The 19118-nt window shown below is 61.4% G+C and carries 17 protein-coding genes and 1 tRNA gene; 8 read left to right on the plus strand and 10 right to left on the minus strand.

What is annotated here, in order from left to right:
• Window positions 1-10: 10 nt before the first annotated feature.
• Window positions 11-1231: an MFS transporter gene (locus tag J2858_RS01765; RefSeq protein WP_210103029.1), complete on the minus strand. Its 1221-nt coding sequence runs from the start codon at window positions 1229-1231 to the stop codon at window positions 11-13.
• A 194-nt stretch (window positions 1232-1425) separates the two neighbouring features.
• On the opposite strand from J2858_RS01765, the gene J2858_RS01770 reads away from it, so the two are divergent.
• The gene (locus tag J2858_RS01770; RefSeq protein ID WP_210103030.1) at window positions 1426-1692 is read left to right on the plus strand and encodes a hypothetical protein; all 267 of its coding nucleotides are present in this window, start codon (window positions 1426-1428) and stop codon (window positions 1690-1692) included.
• Between the two features lie 58 nt (window positions 1693-1750).
• Here J2858_RS01770 and J2858_RS01775 read toward each other — a convergent pair whose 3' ends face one another.
• Window positions 1751-2722 (minus strand): flagellin, encoded by a 972-nt coding sequence (locus J2858_RS01775; RefSeq protein WP_210103031.1) that lies wholly within the window; start codon window positions 2720-2722, stop codon window positions 1751-1753.
• A gap of 402 nt (window positions 2723-3124) precedes the next feature.
• Between J2858_RS01775 and J2858_RS01780 the strand changes: the two genes are divergently transcribed.
• Window positions 3125-3412, plus strand: a complete 288-nt coding sequence (locus tag J2858_RS01780) for a hypothetical protein (RefSeq protein ID WP_210103032.1) — start codon at window positions 3125-3127, stop codon at window positions 3410-3412.
• 86 nt (window positions 3413-3498) lie between these two features.
• Here the strand turns inward: J2858_RS01780 and smpB are convergent, their stop codons facing one another.
• Together smpB and dapA are read right to left on the minus strand one after the other, a co-directional pair.
• Entirely contained in the window at window positions 3499-3975 is a 477-nt protein-coding gene (smpB, locus tag J2858_RS01785; RefSeq protein WP_210103033.1) for an SsrA-binding protein SmpB, read from the minus strand.
• A gap of 139 nt (window positions 3976-4114) precedes the next feature.
• Window positions 4115-4999 (minus strand): 4-hydroxy-tetrahydrodipicolinate synthase, encoded by an 885-nt coding sequence (gene dapA / locus J2858_RS01790; protein ID WP_210103034.1) that lies wholly within the window; start codon window positions 4997-4999, stop codon window positions 4115-4117.
• Between the two features lie 217 nt (window positions 5000-5216).
• Between dapA and J2858_RS01795 the strand changes: the two genes are divergently transcribed.
• Entirely contained in the window at window positions 5217-7283 is a 2067-nt protein-coding gene (locus J2858_RS01795) for a lytic transglycosylase domain-containing protein (RefSeq protein ID WP_210103035.1), read from the plus strand.
• An 87-nt stretch (window positions 7284-7370) separates the two neighbouring features.
• Window positions 7371-8243, plus strand: a complete 873-nt coding sequence (locus tag J2858_RS01800) for an alpha/beta fold hydrolase (protein WP_210103036.1) — start codon at window positions 7371-7373, stop codon at window positions 8241-8243.
• A 230-nt stretch (window positions 8244-8473) separates the two neighbouring features.
• On the opposite strand, the gene J2858_RS01805 is transcribed toward J2858_RS01800, so the two are convergent.
• From J2858_RS01805 to J2858_RS01820, 4 genes are all read right to left on the minus strand, one after another.
• Complete coding sequence (locus J2858_RS01805) at window positions 8474-9547, minus strand: porin (protein WP_210103037.1); 1074 nt, start codon at window positions 9545-9547, stop codon at window positions 8474-8476.
• Window positions 9548-10435: 888 nt separating this feature from the next.
• A complete protein-coding gene (locus J2858_RS01810) occupies window positions 10436-11467 on the minus strand; it encodes a porin (protein WP_210103038.1) in 1032 nt (343 codons plus the stop codon).
• A 396-nt stretch (window positions 11468-11863) separates the two neighbouring features.
• A tRNA-Ser gene (locus J2858_RS01815) sits at window positions 11864-11953 on the minus strand.
• 115 nt (window positions 11954-12068) lie between these two features.
• On the minus strand, window positions 12069-13286 hold the full coding sequence (locus J2858_RS01820; RefSeq protein WP_210103039.1) for an NAD(P)/FAD-dependent oxidoreductase: 1218 nt from the start codon (window positions 13284-13286) through the stop codon (window positions 12069-12071).
• Between the two features lie 245 nt (window positions 13287-13531).
• Here J2858_RS01820 and J2858_RS01825 point away from each other — a divergent pair, with 245 nt between their 5' ends.
• Window positions 13532-13885, plus strand: coding sequence for a hypothetical protein (locus J2858_RS01825; RefSeq protein ID WP_210103040.1), 354 nt, complete (start codon window positions 13532-13534; stop codon window positions 13883-13885).
• Window positions 13886-14005: 120 nt separating this feature from the next.
• Window positions 14006-15118 (plus strand): pyridoxal phosphate-dependent aminotransferase, encoded by a 1113-nt coding sequence (locus tag J2858_RS01830; protein WP_210103041.1) that lies wholly within the window; start codon window positions 14006-14008, stop codon window positions 15116-15118.
• Between the two features lie 76 nt (window positions 15119-15194).
• On the opposite strand, the gene J2858_RS01835 is transcribed toward J2858_RS01830, so the two are convergent.
• On the minus strand, window positions 15195-15461 hold the full coding sequence (locus tag J2858_RS01835; RefSeq protein WP_210103042.1) for a sel1 repeat family protein: 267 nt from the start codon (window positions 15459-15461) through the stop codon (window positions 15195-15197).
• Between the two features lie 507 nt (window positions 15462-15968).
• Here J2858_RS01835 and J2858_RS01840 point away from each other — a divergent pair.
• Complete coding sequence (locus tag J2858_RS01840) at window positions 15969-16310, plus strand: DUF2147 domain-containing protein (protein WP_210103043.1); 342 nt, start codon at window positions 15969-15971, stop codon at window positions 16308-16310.
• Between the two features lie 153 nt (window positions 16311-16463).
• Window positions 16464-17963, plus strand: a complete 1500-nt coding sequence (amn, locus tag J2858_RS01845) for an AMP nucleosidase (RefSeq protein WP_210103044.1) — start codon at window positions 16464-16466, stop codon at window positions 17961-17963.
• A 103-nt stretch (window positions 17964-18066) separates the two neighbouring features.
• Here the strand turns inward: amn and J2858_RS01850 are convergent, their stop codons facing one another.
• The gene (locus J2858_RS01850; RefSeq protein WP_245365515.1) at window positions 18067-18981 is read right to left on the minus strand and encodes a lysylphosphatidylglycerol synthase domain-containing protein; all 915 of its coding nucleotides are present in this window, start codon (window positions 18979-18981) and stop codon (window positions 18067-18069) included.
• Between the last annotated feature and the right edge of the window lie 137 nt (window positions 18982-19118).

Below are 19118 nucleotides of genomic sequence, written 5' to 3' on the forward strand. Positions count from 1 at the left end.
GGGATGTGGCTTAGATCGCCGGCACCAGGGGCCGCTCCACCGGCCGCTCGCGGATCGGCCAGTGGACGACCGCTGCAAACAGGCCGAGGGCGACGCCGAGCCACCAGACCGCATCGTAGGAGCCAAAGCGGTCATAGAGAAAGCCGCCCATCCAGACGCCGAGGAACGAGCCGATCTGGTGCGACAGGAACACCATGCCGCCGAGCAGGCCGAGATGGCGCGTGCCGAACATGATGGCGACCAGCGCATTGGTGGGCGGCACGGTGGAAAGCCACAGCAAGCCCATGACGATGGCAAAGACGACGACGGAGGTGGGCGACTGCGGCAGAAGCAGGAAGGCCGTCACGGCAATCGACCGGGCGACATAGATCAGCGCCAGAAAGTAAGGCTTCGAATAGCGCTGGGCGATGACGCCGGCGGCGAGCGATCCGATGATGTTGAAGAAGCCAATGCAGGCCATGGCGATGACCGCATAGCGCGCGTCGATGCCGATATCGCCGAGATAGGCCGGGAAATGCGCGGTGATGAACGCCACCTGGAAGCCGCAGACGAAAAAGCCGCTGACAAGCAGGAGAAAACTCTGGTGGCCAAAGGCTTCCTTCAGCGCCCCCGCCACGCTCTGCTCGAACTGCGCCTTGCTCTGCGTGCCCGAAAGCGCATTGCCGCGCAACGGATAGGCGAGAAGCGGCACGGCGAGCATCATGACGCCCATGATGACCAGACTGTCCGACCAGCCATACAGGCTGATAAGCGTCTGGCTGATCGGCGCAAACAGGAACATGCCGGCAGAGCCCGCCGCCGTGCCGATGCCGAACGCCATGGAGCGCTGCTGTGGCGTGACATTGCGGGCAAAGGCCGACAGGATGACGCTGAACGAACCGGCGCCGATCGCCGTGCCGACCAGAATGCCGCCGCCGACATGCAGCCAGAGAGGGGCCGCCGCATGGGCCATGACGAGAAGGCCCAGCGCATAGAGCACGCCGGAAGCGGCAAGGACGCGCCCGGTGCCGTATCGATCCGCCATGGCGCCGAAAAACGGCTGGCTCAGTCCCCAGAACAGGTTCTGGAAGGCCATGGCGAGCCCGAAGGTCGAGCGGTCCCACCCCTTGTCCGCCAGCATCGGCAGTTGAAAGAAGCCCATGGCCGAGCGCGGCCCGAAGACCAGCAGCACTATCAGCGATCCGCTGGCGATGATTGGCCAGGGCAGGCCCGGCGCCGTTCTGTCCGACATTTTTTGAAGCTCCCGTTTGCGCGAACAATAGCGGAACATGCAGCGGGGCTAAAGCAAGTTTTGCTGGCGCATCCATCAGCGAAATTGATTGCAGACACGAACCGTGCCGCGCAAATACAATTTATAATTGCGTTAATGGTTGTAAATCACTATAGAGAGTGTGGGCGGATCCACTCCCACAAAAGGAAAGCCAGATGGTTTGGGTCCAAATCTATTTCAGAAATTTCAACGTGGCGCCGCTGACGCTTGGCGGAGTTGCGGTGAACGATGGCGTGGCTGTTCAGATCGACGAGCAGCCGACGCCGTGCACCTGGAACAACAATCACAGGTTCAACTACGCGGCGGGCACTTTTACCGGCAACAGCCGGCAGCCCGGCACCTATCAGATCACGCAGGCGGATGATGCGGGGCTTGTCTTCACGCCCAACGGCTCCGGCTCAAAGGTGACCTACCGACCGTGATCGCCATTGGGGGGCCGTCATCGGCCCCTCACCTTCCCGATGGCGCGTGGACCGCCGGTCAGCGGAACAGCGACAGAACGTTTTGCGGCTGGGTATTGGCGATGGAGAGCGCCTGGATCGCCAGTTGCTGCTGCGTGGTCAAGGCCTTGAGGCGGGTGGTTTCCTCGTCCATATTGGCATCAATCAGCGTGCCGATGCCGCCCTTCATCCAGTCGCGGAGTTTAAAGGTATAGTCGAGCTGGGTATCCACCCGCGACTGCACCGAACCGATGGTCGCGCCGGCATCGGCCATCATCTGCAGCATATCCTCGACAACCGTGATCATCTCGTCCAACTGGGCGTTGGTGGTGCTGCTGGTGAGCGCGATTTCCACACCCGACGTGCTGTTGCTCTGGTTGACGACCAGAACATAATTGGCGCTTGCCCCTGCGTTGATGGCAAACTGCGTGTTGGTGAAAATGCCGGCGCCGCCATTGGTACCGGTCGAGCGGTTGTCGACCAGCGTGGTGATGGTACCGTCTCGGGCCACCAGATCGAATTCGATCATATCCATGAAGACGCTGCGGTTGAGGTCGCGGTAGAAGGAGGCAGCCACCTTTGCCGTGGTGGCGGCACCATCGTTGAGCTTCAGCCAGTTGACGCCGTTGAAGCTTGCCGAATCAGTAATCGACACGAGCTGCTGTTTCAGCTGGTCGATTTCCTTGTTGACCTTTTCCTTGTCGACGCCGGGCTCTCGGGCGGCAATCAGCTTGGACTTGATCTCATCGACCACATCGATGGAGGCGGTGAGGCCGGCATAGGCGGTGTCTGCCGTGGCCGCGCCAAGATTCATCGCGTCCTGAACGGCCGCCAGCGCCTTGTCGTCGGATTTCATCGTGGCGGCAATCGACCAGTAGGCGGCATTCTGCTTCGATTGGCCGATACGCTGACCACTGGCCATCCGGTCTGCCGTCGTCTCCAGACCGCGATTGATGTCGCGCAAGGTGGCAAGCGCCGCCATGGCGCCCGTATTGGTCATGATACTCGTCATACGACACTCTACTCAAACGATACACGAACACAGGGGGGCCGAACCGGTAAAAAAACATGGTTACCGGTTCGGTAATTTGCTGATGTCCAAATTTATGCATCGCTAACCTTAATGGCCGTTTAAAGCGTAACGAGAATTCTGATCGCAGACAGGTCCGCCGTGCTCTGTGTGCTGATCAGCCCGGCACCTGCCACCTCCCCGTCGCGTGGCGGCCCGGGAGAAGAATCAATCCGGCTGATGGATATCATTCAAAACATTTGCTGGACGAATGGGTCCTTCTGCGACAATTTCCCGCAGCCGCCTCTGAGGCGACACCCGCAACCCCCAACCCATCACCGTTGCCCGCTGCCCGACCGGCAGAACGGGAACACTATTTCGTGCCTCATCGACAAGGAGTGAGCCATGCGCACGATCGACCAGACCGCAGAAATCTTGCCAGCAACCGAGACGATGCCGGGCAACCGCATCCGTCGCCTCTTTGCTTTTCCCGGCCTGTTCTGGATCGTTCGCCGCCGCACCAAGCGTAATTCGACCGTGGGGCTCAACGATTATCAGTTGCGCGATATCGGGCTTGAGGACGGCCGCGAGGGGTTTCACGACGCAAGAGACCGCGCCCGCCGGCAGGATGAACTTCTGCGCGAGGCACACCGGGCCGCATCGATGATGGCGATGGGATTTGGCGGGCGTTAAAAGGAGCCAGCTCCAAAAAACATGAAAAAGGCCGTGGGGCACATCGCACCACGGCCTTGATGATGACAGGAAAAGCGGCAGAAGCGTCAGCCGGTTTTCAAAAGCCGGCTCTTCTGCCGGTTCCAGTCGCGTTCCTTCTCGGTCTCGCGCTTGTCGTGCAGCTTCTTGCCCTTGGCCAGCGCCAGTTCCAGCTTCGCCCGACCCTTTTCGTTGAAATAGATCTTCAGCGGCACGAGCGTCATGCCCTCGCGGTTGATGCCGACGCGCAGCCGGTTGATCTCGCGCTTGTTGAGCAGAAGCTTGCGGCGTCGGCGCGGCTCATGGTTGAAGCGGTTCGCCTGCAGATATTCCGGCAGATGCGAATTGATCAGCCAGATTTCCTCGCCTTCATCGGACGCATAGGATTCGGCGATATTCGCCTTGCCGTCCCGCAGGGATTTGACCTCCGTGCCGGTCAGCACGATGCCGGCCTCGTAGGTGTCGATGATCTCGTAGTTGAAGCGCGCTTTGCGGTTTTCCGCAACGATCTTGTTTACGACGCGCTGGCTGCCCCTGGGTGCCATGGAAGCTCATCCGATCCGTCTGAGTGTCTGAGGAAGTCCGTTTGGGCCGCCGGAGCGGCCATCTTCCCCTATGTAGTGCTCCGCAGCCCCGAAGAAAAGCCGGGCCGCCAAACCGCGGCCTTTCGGCGCCGATAGGCCGTCAGTTCAACAGGCCGGCATGGCGCAGGGCGTTATCGATGGCCGCTTCCGTGGACGCTTCGAGGCTCGACATGAGCGGCGAGCGCACCGTGCGGTTCAGCCCCCGGATACGCCAGAGGGCATATTTTGCCCCGCAGACGCCAGGCTCCATGAAGATCGCCTTGTGCAGCGGCATCAGCCGGTCCTGATAGTCGAGCGCGCGCGCGTAATCACCGGCAAGGGTCGCCTGCTGGAATTCGGCACAGAGCCGGGGCGCGACATTGGCGGACACCGAGATGCAGCCGACGCCGCCATGGGCGTTGAAGCCGAGCGCGGTCGCATCCTCGCCCGAGAGCTGCACGAAAGACGGGCCGCAGGTCATGCGCTGTTCGGAGACGCGCTCGATCTTGCCGGTCGCATCCTTGACGCCGACGATGTTTGAATGGGCCTTCACCAGCGCACCCATCGTCTCCGGCGTCATGTCGATGACGGAGCGGCCGGGGATGTTGTAGATGATGATCGGCAGCGACACGGCATCGGCGATTGCGGCATAATGGGCGATCAGCCCCTTCTGCGTCGGCTTGTTGTAATAGGGGGTGACGACCAGCAGGCCGTCGGCGCCGGCCTGTTCGGCATGCTGGGCAAGCTCGATTGCCTCGCGTGTGTTATTGGAGCCGGCGCCGGCCACGACGGGCACGCGCTTTGCCGCAACCTCGATGCACAATTCGATGACGCGCTTGTGCTCCGCATGCGACAGCGTCGGCGATTCGCCGGTCGTGCCAACCGGCACGAGGCCGGTGCTGCCCTCGGTGATCTGCCACTCGACGTGAGCGGCAAAAGCATCCTCGTCCACCGCGCCTGCGTCGGTGAACGGCGTGACAAGCGCGGGCATGGACCCCTTGAACATGCGATAACTCCCGAACGACCGCTCTTCATGCTTCGGCCGTATTGTCTGATAATGTGGCGGGCACCATAGTGCGGCCAATAGGTTGAAACAAGCAGGGTCTTTCCGGTTTCTGAGCGGATCGTGATCGGGAAATCCGCCCCGCGCCGTGTTTTGGTAAGCCTCTGTTAATCATCACGTCAACTAATAGGATAGAAGAATTCTTGCCGCGGATTGAAGGATGAGAAAGTCGTTTCTGTCAGGGGGCCTGGGGCTTTGCCTTTGCGCGGGAAGTCTCGCGGCCGCACCTTTGCCGGATGGGTCCGTGCCGCTGCCGATCGAGCGGCCGGCGGCGCTGGAGCGCGTGTCCGTGCCGGAATATACTGGCTCCATATCCCGCGCGGCCGTGCGTCCCGAAGCCACGCTACCGACCACCCAGCTGAAGGCGGGCCTGGACTTTCTGTCGGCCAATGACGTTGCCAATGCGCTTGCCGTGCGCGACGGGCTTACGGAGGGATCGCTCGACCGCCATCTGATGACCTGGGCGATCGTCACCTCCGGCCTTCGCACTGTGCCCTCGCAGGAGATTGCCGCGGCCGAAAGCGAACTGCAGGGCTGGCCGGGTCTTGGCCGGCTGCGCGGCGCTTCGGAACGGGCACTGTTTAACGAGGACCCCTCGACCGGCGAGGTGCTGGCCGCCTTTGGCCGCACTGCGCCGGAAACGCCGCAAGGCGCCATTCTTCTTGCCCGCGCGCTGGTTGCGACCGGAAAAGCAGCGCAGGCATCCGCGACCCTGCGGCCGTTCTGGACGGGCTACGGCCTCGACAAGGATCTGGAGGATCGCATCCTTGCCGAATTTCTGCCGTTGATCTCGATCTCCGATCACCGGGCGCGGATGGATTACCTGATGTATCGCGGCCGCACGGCGCAAGCGAAGCGGTTTGCCGGGCTCGGCCATGCCCAGCCGCTCTACGCCGCCTGGAGCGCGGTGATCGGCAAGGCCAAAAATGCCGGTGCACTTCTTGATGCGGCCGGCTCCGGCTTTGCGCGCGATCCGGCCTACCAGTTTGCCCGCATCGAGTATCTGCGCCAGCAGGATCGCTATGCCGAGGCGGCGGCCGTGATGGAGCGGACACCGCGCGACCACAGCGAGCAGGTGAACTCCACCGAATGGTGGAATGAGCGACGCATCATCGCCCGCGGCCTTGCCGACAAGGGAGACCTCCGCGAAGCCTACCGCATCGCGGCCGGTCATGACGCCAAAAACACGGTGGATGTCGTCGACGCCGAATTTCATGCCGGCTGGTATGCGCTGCGCGGGCTGAACGATCCGGCAACGGCTGCAAAACATTTCGAACGCATCCTTTCCGCCTCCTCGCGACCGCTGTCGGCCTCGCGCGCGCTCTACTGGCTGGGCCGCGCGGCAGAACAGGGCGGCACGGGCCACGCGTCGGAATTCTACGCCAAGGCTGCCCGCTATCCGGCAACCTTTTATGGCCAGCTGGCGGCGGCACGCCTGAAGACGAAATCGATCAATGTCTCCTATCCGGTGCCGACGCCGAGCGACCGGCGGACCTTTGATGCGCGCGAGGCGGTGCGGGCGATCGACCGGCTGGATGCGAGCGGCCACAACGAGCGGGCCGACGCCCTTTACCGGGCCCTTGCCGACCAGCTGACGAGCCCCGGGGAACTCGCGATCCTCGCCGCCCGCGCCGAGCGCAATTTCAACCATGCGCTTTCGCTGCAGATCGGGAAATCGGCCTTCAACCGCGGCATCGATGTGGCGGCACTCGCCTTTCCGATCGGCGTCATTCCGGCGAGCGCCCATATCGAAGGCTCCGGCAAGGCGCTGGCCTATGCGATCGCGCGCCAGGAAAGCGCCTTCAACCCGGCCGCTGTTTCATCCGCCGATGCACGCGGCCTCCTGCAGATCCTGCCGGGCACGGCAAAGGGTGTCGCCACCCGTCACGGCATGACGTTCACACCGGCAAGGCTGACCAACGACCCCGGCTATAACGCCACGCTTGGCGCGCATTATCTCGGCGAACAGATCGACAGTTTTGGCGGCTCCTACATCCTCACCTTCATTGCCTACAATGCCGGCCCGCGCCGCGTTCCCGAATGGATCGAGCGATACGGCGATCCGCGCGGCAAGTCTCTGGACGAGGTGGTCGACTGGATCGAGCGCATTCCTTTTCCGGAAACCCGCAACTATGTGCAGCGCGTGATGGAAAACTATCAGGTCTACAAGACACGCCTTGGCCAGAGCGCCGATATCGAGGACGACCTCAGATTCGGCCGACGCTGACGCCATCCCTCAGGCGATCAAATTTGCCCTGCCCTTCCAGCCTCCGATCGGCTAGCCTTGGGGAATGGCAATGGGAGGCAGTGTGTCATGGAATGGCTGCAGCAGTATGTCACGGCCGGGGACGGCTTGAGGCTCGGCTACCGGATCTACGATGCGCGCGCCGGATCGGACGGGCTTCCCCTCGTTTGCCTTCCGGGGCTCACCCGTAACGCTCGCGACTTTCACGAGATCGCCGAAACGATTGCAGAAGATAGCGAGAAGCCGCGCCGGGTGATCGCCATCGATTACCGCGGGCGCGGCAGTTCGCAGCGCGCCACCGACCCGGCAACCTATACGCCGGTCGTCGAAGCGCAGGACCTTCTGACGGTGCTCGACAGCTGCGGCATCGACAAGGCCGCCTTTATCGGCACCTCGCGCGGCGGTCTCATCCTGCATGTGCTGACGGGTCTTGCGCCGCAGCGAATCTCTGCCGTCATCCTCAATGATATCGGACCGGAACTGGGTGTGGAGGGACTGCGCCAGATCCAGGCCTATCTGCGCTCACCGGTATGGCCGACATCCTGGGCCGAGGCGGAGGCGCTGCTGAAAAGCCTACACGGAACCGACTTCCCGGCCCTTGCCGAGGCCGACTGGAGAACCCTTGCCCACGCGGTCTATGCGGAGCGGGAGGGCGGGCTGGAGCCTGATTGCGACCCGGCGATTGCCGAGGGCTTTGCAAGTCTCGACCTCACCCAACCGCTCCCGGCGCTCTGGCCCCAGTTCGATGCCTTTCCAGACGTGCCGATGATGATGATTCGCGGTGCGCATTCAAAGCTTCTGACGCCGGAGACGGTTGCACGCATGACAGAGCACCGCCCTTCCCTCACCGTGATCACCGCATCGGGCCAGGGCCACGCTCCGCTGCTGCATCTTGGTGACCTGCCCGCCGCGATCAGAACATTTTTGTATCAGGCGAACTGATGCCCGGCGCATGAGGTCGCGGCGCCACGACGATCAGGGTGCCGAAATTGCCTTTGCATTCCTCCGTCATGCTCGGGCTTGTCACGAGCATCTCCAACGCTTTGCCTTTATTGGGCCGTCGCAACGCCGAGGATCACATCGCGGTAGGAGATAACAACAAAAAACCCGCCCTTGTGAGGCGGGTTTCGAAGTTTGGGCACTGAAGGCATCAAGCCTTCCTGAGGCTGACCTCAGAAGCCGCGCTGCAGACGGAAGAAGCCCGTCCAGGAGTCGCCGCCGCCGTTTGCACGCGAACCATCGATATCCTGATAGTTAGCAGCAATCTTGGTGGTGAGGTTTTCAGCCAGCTTGTAGTCCAGCGTTACGCCAGCGCGCCATGCATCGCGGCTGCCGGTGAAGTCGCCCGAGGAATTGACGTCAACCGTACCGAAGTACTGGAAGCCGGGGGTGATGCTGAGCTTGTCGTTGACGGCCAGAGCGTATTCAGCAGCAACCGTCCACTCGGATTCTTCGTAGTAGGCGTTTGCGCCGCTTGCCCATACAGCAGCGATGCTTGCGGTGCCGGGGCCGATCTTGGCCGAAGCGATACCACGGATTGCACCGTTTTCAGCGTCGGTGTCGTAGGAGCCGATCAGGTTAGCCGTGACCGGGCCTGCAGCAAAGCCTACCGTGCCGCTGATGCCGACATTGTTATCAGCCTTAGCAATGTATGCGCTCGGAACGCCGAGGTTGTTGAAGCTTCCCGTCACGTCGCCAGCAAGGCGGCCTTCCAGCTCTTCAGCAGCGATACCAGCGTAGAAGGCGCCAGCCGTGTAGGTGTAACGAACGGCATTGTACTGCGTCGTGTTGGACGACAGGATATCCGTTTCGCCGGACAGATCGTCATCCCACCAGCTGTAGAAGTAACCAACCTTCAGGCCAGCAACTTCGATGAAGGCCTGGTCGACGTTGACGCCGCGATCGGACGAATTGTCGGCATTGCCGCGCAGGCCAATGAAGCCACGAACGGCACCAAGTTCGGTGTCAGAGCGGGTATCGAGCTCAAGCTGAGCGCGGGTGAAGGAGTTCCAGTCTGACGTGCCCGACAGAGCGCGGCCGAAATCGGTCTGGAAACGAACGTAACCGCCGATCTTGAGGCAGGTTTCCGAGCCCGGGATGTAGAAGAAGCCGGCGCCGAAGGCGTCGCAAACACGGACATATTCCATGGGCTCAGGTTCTGCAGCCACGATGGCATCAGCGGCGTAGGAGGCGGAGCCGAACGACAGTGCGGCAACCGAGCTCAGGACGACAGCTCTAAAGTTCATGATTTTTCCTCGGGACGTTGTTTAGAAACAATCAGGTAACGAACCGTCGCCTGAATTGCTGTTATCTAACCACCGATCGCCGGACGGGGAAAATTAAAAACGTCCCGAATTTGTCGTTCCACGGTCCGCAGCAGACAATGTGTTGCGCTTTCGTGACAGAGTCACCAACGGCCGCCTTTTTTTTAGGCATCCAGCCTTATTGCAGCGCACAGTGCCGCCACATTTGCGCCTAACCTGTTAAATTCCTTAAGGATATTGTTCACCCTCAGCACATTGTGACGGCAATTCGTTCATCAATAGCGGACGCATTTTCGCAAAATTGTCAGCCGACTCGCGGGCTGCGTCTCCGGCTGCCGACTCAGTTGCACGACTCACCGGTGAGTTCAGCAAGCGGCAACGCATGCACCAGCCTCTGGCGCTCAGCCGCAAACGCATGACGTTCGTCATGCACGGCTCTCCACGCGCAACCTGCACCGCGAAGAATCGATGCCAAACACTCGACAAGATGCCATACATCCACGTGGACCCTGAACAAGAGCAAAATCCGTAAGCGTGAATTGCATAGTCCTCGCCCACGAGGTCGCAGGTGTCGGGTAAGCAAGCGTCATGGGCCTGAGGTAGCTTCGCAATGGACGCAGCCAGGCGTCTACGCGCACGACCCATTGGACACGCCGCTGCCAGCTTTTACGAATCTCAAGGGCGCCCACCAAAAAGCAGCCGATAATATTCCTCGATTTCGCCAGAGTGACGAGTTTTGGCCTACAGGCTGGCGTGAGGGCCGCCGCGCCATGGGGATTTGCGTGCGACATCCCGCCCGACGCGCCTCGATCCAAAACAAAAAGCCCGGCGTGAAGCCGGGCTTTCCGTTCATCTGATGGTTAGATCAGATTAGAATGCGCGCTGCAGGCGCAGGTAACCAGACCAGCTTTCCGAAGCGTTGTCCGGATCGAGGTACTGAACCGAAGCCTTGGCGGACAGGTTCTTGGCGAGCTGGTAGTCGAACGTCAGACCAGCCTTCCAAGCGTTGTTGTCGCCGAAGTCCGTGCCGGCAGCATTCTTCAGGCTGTCGTAGTACTGGAAGCCGGGGGTGATCTTGAACTTGTCGGTGACCTTCACAGCGTATTCAACAGCGACTGCCCACTCCGACGTGTCGTAGTAAGCGTTCGGGCCACTTGCCCATACGCCAGCCAGGCCGAGCGTGCCCGGGCCGAGGTCAGCCGTAGCGATAATGCGAACAGCGCCTTCGCTCTGGTCGGTGTCGTAGCCGCCGAGCAGCGCAACAGCAGCCGGACCGAACTTGCCACCAACGATGGCTTCGATGCCGACGTTGTTGTCGGTTTCGCCCGGACGAGCAACGCCTTCGAGTTCGTCAACAGCCACACCAGCGTATGCAGCGCCAGCCGTGTAGGTGTAACGAATGGAGTTGAATCGGGTCGTGCCAGCTGCCAGATCGTCGGTTTCGCCAGAGAGACCATCGTCCCACCAGTTGTAGTAGTAACCAACCTTCAGGCCACCGATTTCGATGAAGGCCTGATCGACGTTAACGCCACGGCTGCTGCCGTTATCCGCGTCACCACGCAGGCCGATGAAGCCGCGCAGGGCGCCGAATTCGGTGTCCGAACGGGTGTCGATTTCGAGCTGGGCGCGCGTGAAGGAATCCCAGTCCGACGTGGAAGTGGCGCTCGGCGTACCACCGTTGGAAGCGTCACGACCGATGTTCGTCTGGAAACGAACGTAGCCGCCGATCTTGAGGCAGGTTTCAGAACCCGGGATGTAGAAGAAGCCGGCGCCGAAAGCGTCGCAAACGCGAACGTATTCCATGGGCTCGGGCTCAGCAGCGACGATAGCGTCAGCAGCCTGTGCGCCAGATACTGCAGCGAGAGCTGCAGCGGAGCCGAGAAGAAGGCTCTTGATGTTCATATTGACCTCCAGTCAAAGTTTCGTAAGGGTCTGGGTTTTTTGGCTGAAGGACAGCATTCCCTGCCCCATCCCCGTCGGTTCTTTAGAAGACAACGATCCACCGCCGCTTCTGATGGTGAACATACAAGAGAGACTTACTCATGCAATCGTGAACTGAACCCGTTCCGTTCCGATGCAGATGCTTAAGAAACCCCTGTTGCGAAAAGGACACAAAAGCGTGAGGCGACGGGGAGAGAAATTTACGTTTGCTTAAGAAAGTCCTTAAGCCACAGGATGTTACGTCCGATGCGCGCTATCCGGCTTTACGGATGAGGCTCCATCATCGACGCAGCAAATCAAGATTAGGGAAAAATAGAAGAGCCGCCTTTCAAGGCGGCTTCTGCCACGGCAGTTGCGTGGCGGAGAGGATGGGATTCGAACCCACGATACCATTTCTGGTATACTCCCTTAGCAGGGGAGCGCCTTCGACCACTCGGCCACCTCTCCGGTGGGGAGGTGATTATTGCGGTCGGCCGGCGATTGCAAGGCATTTTCCGGCGTTTCGTCACAAATCCCAAAGGAAAGCCCGCAAATCCCGGTAAAGCACCGCGCCGAAAGGCTTTCAGGCCAGCAGCAGTTTCAGGTCTTGCGCCGCATCGGCCAGAATCGCCGCATCCGGCTGCCGGCCAAGCTCGAGCAGTTTCTTGCCCGTCACATAGGCTTTCGCATCATTGATGGCATCGACGGCGATGAACCGGCCCTCTCGAAAATACCAGACGGAGGCCGCCCCCTCGCGTGCGCCCGGGCGCAGGCGCGTTTCATCATATCCCTGGTTGAAGCCGGCGATCTGCAGCTTGACGTCATACTGATCCGACCAGAACCAGGGCTTGGGCAGATAAGGTGTTGCGGCACCGGCAAGCGTGGCTGCGGCCGATTCGGCCTGGTCCACGGCGTTCTGCACTGATTCGAGCCGAATCTGCGCTCCTTCATAAGGAAGACTCACGCAATCTCCGACGGCAAGGATCTGCGGATCGGAGGTGCGGGCAAACGAATCGACCGTTATTCCGTTTGCCACCTCAAGGCCGGCGGTCTTTGCCAGCATGTCGTTCGCCGTCACGCCGATGCCGACAATGACGAAATCCACGTCGAGAACCGTTCCATCGGAAAGCTCGGCGCCGCTGACATGGCCATTCGTACCGATCAGGCGCCGAAGCCCGGTCGATTCGCGCAGATCCACGCCGTGGTCCAGATGAATGGCGCGGATGATGTCGGCGGTTTCGCGGGCGGCGACGCGGTTGAGGATGCGCTCGGCCATTTCGATGAGTGTCACCTCGAGCCCCTTGTGACGGGCAACCGCCGCCGCCTCGAGCCCGATATAGCCGCCGCCGATGACGAGCACCCGGCGTCCGGCGAGCATTTCGCCGGCGAGACGGTCTGCGTCGCGCTTGTCGCGCATGACATAGACACCGTCGAGATCGCCGCCGATGGCCGCCGGCAGGGTGCGCGGCGTGGCCCCCGTTGCCAGAACCAGCGTGCCGTAATCGAGCCGCGTGCCATCCTGCAGGCGCACCGTGCGGGCGGCCCGGTCGATCTCCTCGACAAAGGTTGCAAGCCGCAACTCCACGGCATTCTCGTCAAACCAGCTTGGGGGGCGCAGCAGCAGTCTTGAAAACTCCATCTCGCCGAGGAGGTATTTTTTCGACAGCGGCGGGCGCTGGTAGGGCGGCACGGCTTCCGCGCTGATCATGGTAATGGGACGTTCGTCCTTCAGCGCACGCAACTTTGCGGCCAGCGAAAAGCCTGCCTGCCCGCCCCCGATGATCACCAGCTTGTCCGACACTGTCTTTTCTCCTTGGCAAAGCCGGTGCCGAACCGCGCGGCACATGGCGTGCACGGCCTCTGGGGTAGCGCCCTGCCCGGCCTTCGTCAACCGCGCCGCTCAAAGACAGTCAAGGCATGGAAACCACTGACAAAAACTGACCTGTTCAGCGGTATTTTATCATTCACCTTCAAGATGTATCATCACTATACGGTCAAGATCGGATCGTCGCAGTCATTGGATTGTCGCAGTCATGGGAGGGTTACATGCCCTTGAACATCGTCAGAGATACAAAACCGTTCATTCCTCATGACGAGGTGTTTGAAAAATTCGACATCGACCGCCCCGGCAAGATCATTTTCGTCGGGCATCGCCTCAGCACCGCGCAGCAGATGCGCTGCCTAGTGCGCAAGATCTCGCTGTATGGCGCCCAGCTGGAGGTGAGCCCCAGCCTCTCGGTGCCCAAAAACTTCTTCCTGGAGATCCTCGGCATTCGCGACGAGATCGGCTGCACGCTGATTCGCCGCGAAGAGGAGAAGGTGACCGTCGGCTTCAACATGCTGATCGACGCCGATTTTCTCCACCATGTGATCCGCGTGAGCTTCGATTCGAATCATTGATGCGCTGATGGGAGGCCGGTCTTGCGACGTTGGGCGAACCGCCCAGCGCCACAGCGGCCTTGCACGGGCGTCAAACGCACCTATGCTGGCGTCAGGTTTTCCTTACATCGGACGTTCAGCATGTCGGCGTTTACGCGTTTCACTCCCCTTGTCAGCCAGCTGCCCACAACCGTGCCCTTTGTCGGCCCCGAAGCCATCGAGCGCAGCCGCGGACTGAGCGTCAAGGCGCGCATCGGGGCCAATGAAAGCGGCTTCGGCCCGGCGCCTTCCGTGCTGCGGGCCATCGGCGAGGCGGCGTCCGAGACGTGGAAATATGCCGACCCGGAGAACTTTGCCCTCAAGCAGGCGCTTGCGGCGCATCTCGGCTGCGGGGCAGACAATATTGCCGTGGGTGAGGGCGTCGATTCGCTGCTCGGCCACATCGCCCGCATGATCGTTCAGGAGGGAACGCCGGTCGTCACCTCGCTCGGCGCCTATCCCACCTTCAACTTTCATGTGAGCGGCTATGGCGGCCGGCTGGTGACGACGCCTTATGTGGACGACCGCGAGGATCTCGCCGGCCTCCTCGATCTGGTGCGCCGCGAAAACGCGCAGCTGGTCTATCTGGCCAATCCCGACAATCCGATGGGAAGCTGGTGGGATGGCGAAAGCGTTGCAGCCTTTGCCAGGGCCCTGCCGGAAACCTGCCTTCTCATCCTGGACGAAGCCTATTGCGAAACGGCGCCCGCGGGCACGACGCCATCCATCGCGTCCCTTCTCGATCAACCGAACGTCATGCGCACGCGCACCTTCTCCAAGGCCTATGGGCTTGCCGGCGCGCGCGTCGGCTATGCGGTGACGACGCCGGAGAATGCAAAATCCTTCGACAAGATCCGCCACCATTTCGGCATGGCGCGGATCAGCGTGGCCGCAGCGCTTGCGGCCTTGCAGGACCAGGATTACCTCGCGGAGGTAACGGCGCGCATTGCCCGCTCGCGCGACACGATTGCCGCAATCGCGCTTGAGAACGGGCTTTCGCCGCTGCCGTCTGCCACCAATTTCGTGGCGATCGATTGCGGACGCGACGGCACCTATGCGCGTGCGATCGTCGACGGGCTGATGGACCATGGCGTCTTCATCCGCATGCCGGGTGTCGCCCCGCTCAACCGCTGCATCCGGGTGAGCACCGGGCCGGAAGCGGATATGGCTCTGTTGGCAGAGGCACTGCCGCAGGTTCTGGCCTCGCTCGGCTGAGTATCCCAAAACAGGCAAAAGCCGCGACGATGCGCGGCTTTTGAACAAGATCCGATCCGGGCGGTTGTCGCCCGGTTCAGTGCATGGTCATCCAGTCGCGGGCGGCCCGCAGCGCTTCGGCCAGCTGCATCTTCGTCATCGACTGCGACAGATCGGCGCGAAGCTCGGCCGCCCGGTCGGAGCCGCGGATGGCAGCAATGTTAAGCCACTTGTGCGCCGCCACCAGATCGACCGGACAACCGCGTCCGGTCGCATATTTCAGGCCCATGTCGCAGAAGGTCTCGGCGCGAGCTTCCGTGCCCATGGCGGTTATATCCGAATTGTTCATGTCAAAGTGTGCCATTGCGTCGATCCCTGTTTCAGTGCCTGTTGTAACGAACCCTGTTTGTCTTGCCCTTGAAGGGCGCCGTCCGGATCTGCCGTCTCTGCGGCTTTTGCGATCTTTTCGACCGGCAGGTTTTCCTGCTCGTTTGATGACTTCAGTGTGCCGCACGGGCTTCAAAATTTGTCTAAAATGCATGCTTAATTTGCTGAAAACAGAATCTAAACGGCTGGTAAACCTCGCTTTTCGTTAAACATCGCAGCCCTTGCAAATTAAGGATTTTCGGATCTGGTTTACCCGCTGTTCACCATGGCATCTTTACCCTTTGCTCACCCTGTTTTGCGCCGGGCCGACAGAGGCGAAGCGCGACACCATCGCAAAGGGCTGAAGCCACCCGCAATTCCTGTTTACCTTTACGTGAGCGTCAGCTAGCTTTTTGACGTGGGCGCTGAGACGATCTTCTGGAGGAGAGGAACGGCCACACGCGTCGATGCCGGAAGGCGGGGATGGAAAGAGAGGAGAGACGGGATGTTTCGCAAAGCAATGCTGGCCGCTGGCCTTGTCCTGGCACTGGCCCCGGTTTCGCAGGCGGCGGAGCCGATCGAGGGCAGCTGGAAAACCGCAAGCGGCGAGACGGCCGTCATCGCCCCCTGCGGCAAGTCCTTCTGCGTGACGCTGAAGACGGGCAAGTTCGCCGGCCGGCAAATCGGCCGCATGGACGGCAAGGGCAACGACTATACCGGCGAGATCACCGACCCAGAAAACGACAAGACCTATGCCGGCTCCGGCGCCGTCACCGGAAATGCGCTGAAGATGAAGGGCTGCGTGCTTGCGGTCTTCTGCAAGGCGCAGACCTGGACCAGGCTTTAAAGGCCCATCGCGGGACCCGGAAGTACAAAAGGCGTGAAGCGCGCCATGGCCGGCCTGTTGCACGGCCAGCGTCACGCAAAGCGCCATCAAAGATCCTACAAAACGACGGAAAAGCGTAATTTGCTTGTTAGCAAGAGCGCCTTATAATGCATCATGAGCAAACACATCCTGCCTTTCGCACCCGCCCACTGCATCAGCCCGGAGCCTTTCGAGGCGCAAAGCTTTGACGATCCCGTCAAGGCGGTCGATGCCCTTGCCGCCCTTTACGAGCGCAACACGGCCTTCCTGATTAGCGGCTTCGATGATCTGGCGCAGGGCGGTGCCGTGCGCGGCCGCTACCGCGCCTGCTATCCACAGGTCAGCATCGAAACCAGCAGTTTCGGCCATGTCGATTCGCGCCTGTCCTATGGCCATGTCACGGCGCCCGGCGTCTACACCACCACTATCACCCGGCCCAAACTGTTCCGCCATTACCTGAAGGAGCAACTGGGCCTTTTGATGCGCAACCACCATGTGCCGGTGACGGTGTCGGAATCGACCACGCCGATCCCCCTGCACTTTGCCTTCGGCGAAGGCGCCCATGTCGAGGCCTCGTCTTCGACGGTGCTGAACGACATGCCGCTGCGCGACCTGTTCGATACGCCCGATCTCAATACGACCGATGACCTGATTGCCAATGGCGAATATGACCAGGTGCCCGGCGAACCGGCGCCGCTTGCGCCGTTTACCGCCCAGCGCATCGATTATTCGCTGGCGCGCCTCAGCCATTATACGGCCACCAGCGCCGAGCATTTCCAGAATTTCGTGCTGTTTACCAATTACCAGTTCTACATCGACGAATTCGCGGCCTTTGCCCGCGAACTGATGGCGAACGGCGGCGAGGGCTATACGGCCTTTGTCGAGCCGGGCAATCTCGTCACCCTGCCGGGCAGCGGCACGGCACCGGAACCGATTGCCCGCCTGCCGCAGATGCCGGCCTATCACCTGAAGAAGAAGGGCCATGCCGGCATCACGCTGGTCAATATCGGTGTCGGGCCGTCCAACGCCAAGACGATCACCGACCATATCGCGGTGCTGCGCCCGCATGCCTGGCTGATGGTCGGCCACTGCGCGGGGCTTCGCAACAGCCAGCGCCTTGGCGATTACGTGCTGGCGCATGCCTATATGCGCGAGGACCACGTGCTCGACGACGACCTGCCCGTCTGGGTGCCGATCCCGGCACTTGCCGAGGTGCAGAAGGCGCTGGAGGATGCGGTGGAGGAAATCACCGGTCTTGAAGGCTTTGAGCTGAAGCGCATCATGCGCACCGGCACCGTTGCCACCATCGACAACCGCAACTGGGAACTGCGCGACCAGCGCGGACCGGTGAAACGCCTGTCGCAGGCGCGCGCGATCGCACTCGACATGGAATCTGCAACGATTGCGGCCAATGGTTTCCGCTTCCGCGTGCCCTATGGCACGCTGCTCTGCGTCTCCGACAAGCCCCTGCACGGCGAACTGAAGCTGCCGGGCATGGCGACGGAATTTTACCGCACGCAGGTGCGCCAGCACCTGAAGATCGGCATTCGCGCCGTGCAGAAACTGGCGGCCATGCCGACGGAAACGCTGCATTCGCGAAAACTGCGCAGCTTTTACGAGACGGCATTCCAGTAAGCGACGGGCGATGCCGCAAAGGCGGGGGGATCACGCCCACCCCCGTCTGCCGTTGCGAAAGACGGCACCACGCGGATGACGAAGAGGCGTGGACCCGCCGAGCCTATGGCGCGGTTTTCGTCCGCCCGGCGACCATCATCGCCAGCAGGGTTCCGGCAACGGATGTCATGATGATCATCAAATGGGCGTTGACGGCGGCCTTGCCCAGGGCCGCCATCGCCTCGCCGTCATGCGGGCTGCCGAAGGCGAGCGCACCGGCGGTGATGCCGGCTGGATAGGTTCCAACGCCGCCCGGCGCATGGAGCGGCAGGACGGAGGAAAGCTCACCGCCGAGCGCGCCGCCGAAGCCGGCGGGAACGGCAAGTCCGCCCAGAAGCACCAGCACCCAGGCCACCACGATGATCTTGACGAACCAGTTGATCAGCGTTGCGGCCCAGGCACGCAGGAAGGCGGTGGTGGTGGGCGGCAGGCCCGCCTCGATTTCCACCAGCAGCGCCTCGAGCCGTGCCGGCAGGCTGCCGTGCAACAGGCGAAACAGCGGCCTTCGGGCGGCAAAGCCGATGGCTGGCATCAGCGCAAACAGGCACCACGCCAGCCAGGCGACGGCATGCGTTGCCTGCAGCGCAAGACCGATGCCGGCCGCCGCCAGCAGCGCATGCAGGTCCAGCAGCCGCATGACCAGAAGCGCCGAACTGGCTCTGGCAATGGAAAGGCCGAATTCGCGCTTCATCAACAACGGAAAGCTCATCTCGCCGCTTCGAAAGGGCAGCATGATGTTGAGGAGGTTGTGGACCTGCACCAGCCGCAGCAACAGCCTGAAATGCCCGCCCGTCTCGCGCGGAAAATAATCGCGAATGCGCCAGGTGCGCAGCACATAGGTGACGAGGAGAAGCGCCATCGCAACCAGCGGCGTCGTCCAGCCGGTCTCCCGCCAGAGCCCGATGATCTGCTCCCAGCCAAAGAACCACTGGATGAACAGGATATAGGCCACGATGGCAATGACCGTCACGAGGGTCATCGCATGGCGCACTATCCAAGGGTTTTGGCTCGCAAGCCCATCACTCTTCATATAAAAGCCGCCTGGAATGTCAGATCGGAGATCGACGGGGACTGGCAATAGCAAAACGCCCCACCATGTATCACTGACCTTTAGGA

The sequence above is a fragment of the Neorhizobium galegae genome, from assembly GCF_017877135.1.
Taxonomy (GTDB): domain Bacteria; phylum Pseudomonadota; class Alphaproteobacteria; order Rhizobiales; family Rhizobiaceae; genus Neorhizobium; species Neorhizobium galegae_A.

What these genes read in the sequence shown, in the direction of transcription:
- J2858_RS01765 (WP_210103029.1), bottom strand. Translation starts at nt 1,231, where the DNA reads ATGTCGGACAGAACGGCGCCGGGCCTGCCCTGGCCAATCATCGCCAGC.
- J2858_RS01770 (WP_210103030.1), top strand. Translation starts at nt 1,426, where the DNA reads ATGGTTTGGGTCCAAATCTATTTCAGAAATTTCAACGTGGCGCCGCTG.
- J2858_RS01775 (WP_210103031.1), bottom strand. Translation starts at nt 2,722, where the DNA reads ATGACGAGTATCATGACCAATACGGGCGCCATGGCGGCGCTTGCCACC.
- J2858_RS01780 (WP_210103032.1), top strand. Translation starts at nt 3,125, where the DNA reads ATGCGCACGATCGACCAGACCGCAGAAATCTTGCCAGCAACCGAGACG.
- smpB (WP_210103033.1), bottom strand. Translation starts at nt 3,975, where the DNA reads ATGGCACCCAGGGGCAGCCAGCGCGTCGTAAACAAGATCGTTGCGGAA.
- dapA (WP_210103034.1), bottom strand. Translation starts at nt 4,999, where the DNA reads ATGTTCAAGGGGTCCATGCCCGCGCTTGTCACGCCGTTCACCGACGCA.
- J2858_RS01795 (WP_210103035.1), top strand. Translation starts at nt 5,217, where the DNA reads ATGAGAAAGTCGTTTCTGTCAGGGGGCCTGGGGCTTTGCCTTTGCGCG.
- J2858_RS01800 (WP_210103036.1), top strand. Translation starts at nt 7,371, where the DNA reads ATGGAATGGCTGCAGCAGTATGTCACGGCCGGGGACGGCTTGAGGCTC.
- J2858_RS01805 (WP_210103037.1), bottom strand. Translation starts at nt 9,547, where the DNA reads ATGAACTTTAGAGCTGTCGTCCTGAGCTCGGTTGCCGCACTGTCGTTC.
- J2858_RS01810 (WP_210103038.1), bottom strand. Translation starts at nt 11,467, where the DNA reads ATGAACATCAAGAGCCTTCTTCTCGGCTCCGCTGCAGCTCTCGCTGCA.
- J2858_RS01825 (WP_210103040.1), top strand. Translation starts at nt 13,532, where the DNA reads ATGCCCTTGAACATCGTCAGAGATACAAAACCGTTCATTCCTCATGAC.
- J2858_RS01830 (WP_210103041.1), top strand. Translation starts at nt 14,006, where the DNA reads ATGTCGGCGTTTACGCGTTTCACTCCCCTTGTCAGCCAGCTGCCCACA.
- J2858_RS01835 (WP_210103042.1), bottom strand. Translation starts at nt 15,461, where the DNA reads ATGGCACACTTTGACATGAACAATTCGGATATAACCGCCATGGGCACG.
- J2858_RS01840 (WP_210103043.1), top strand. Translation starts at nt 15,969, where the DNA reads ATGTTTCGCAAAGCAATGCTGGCCGCTGGCCTTGTCCTGGCACTGGCC.
- amn (WP_210103044.1), top strand. Translation starts at nt 16,464, where the DNA reads ATGAGCAAACACATCCTGCCTTTCGCACCCGCCCACTGCATCAGCCCG.
- J2858_RS01850 (WP_245365515.1), bottom strand. Translation starts at nt 18,981, where the DNA reads ATGACCCTCGTGACGGTCATTGCCATCGTGGCCTATATCCTGTTCATC.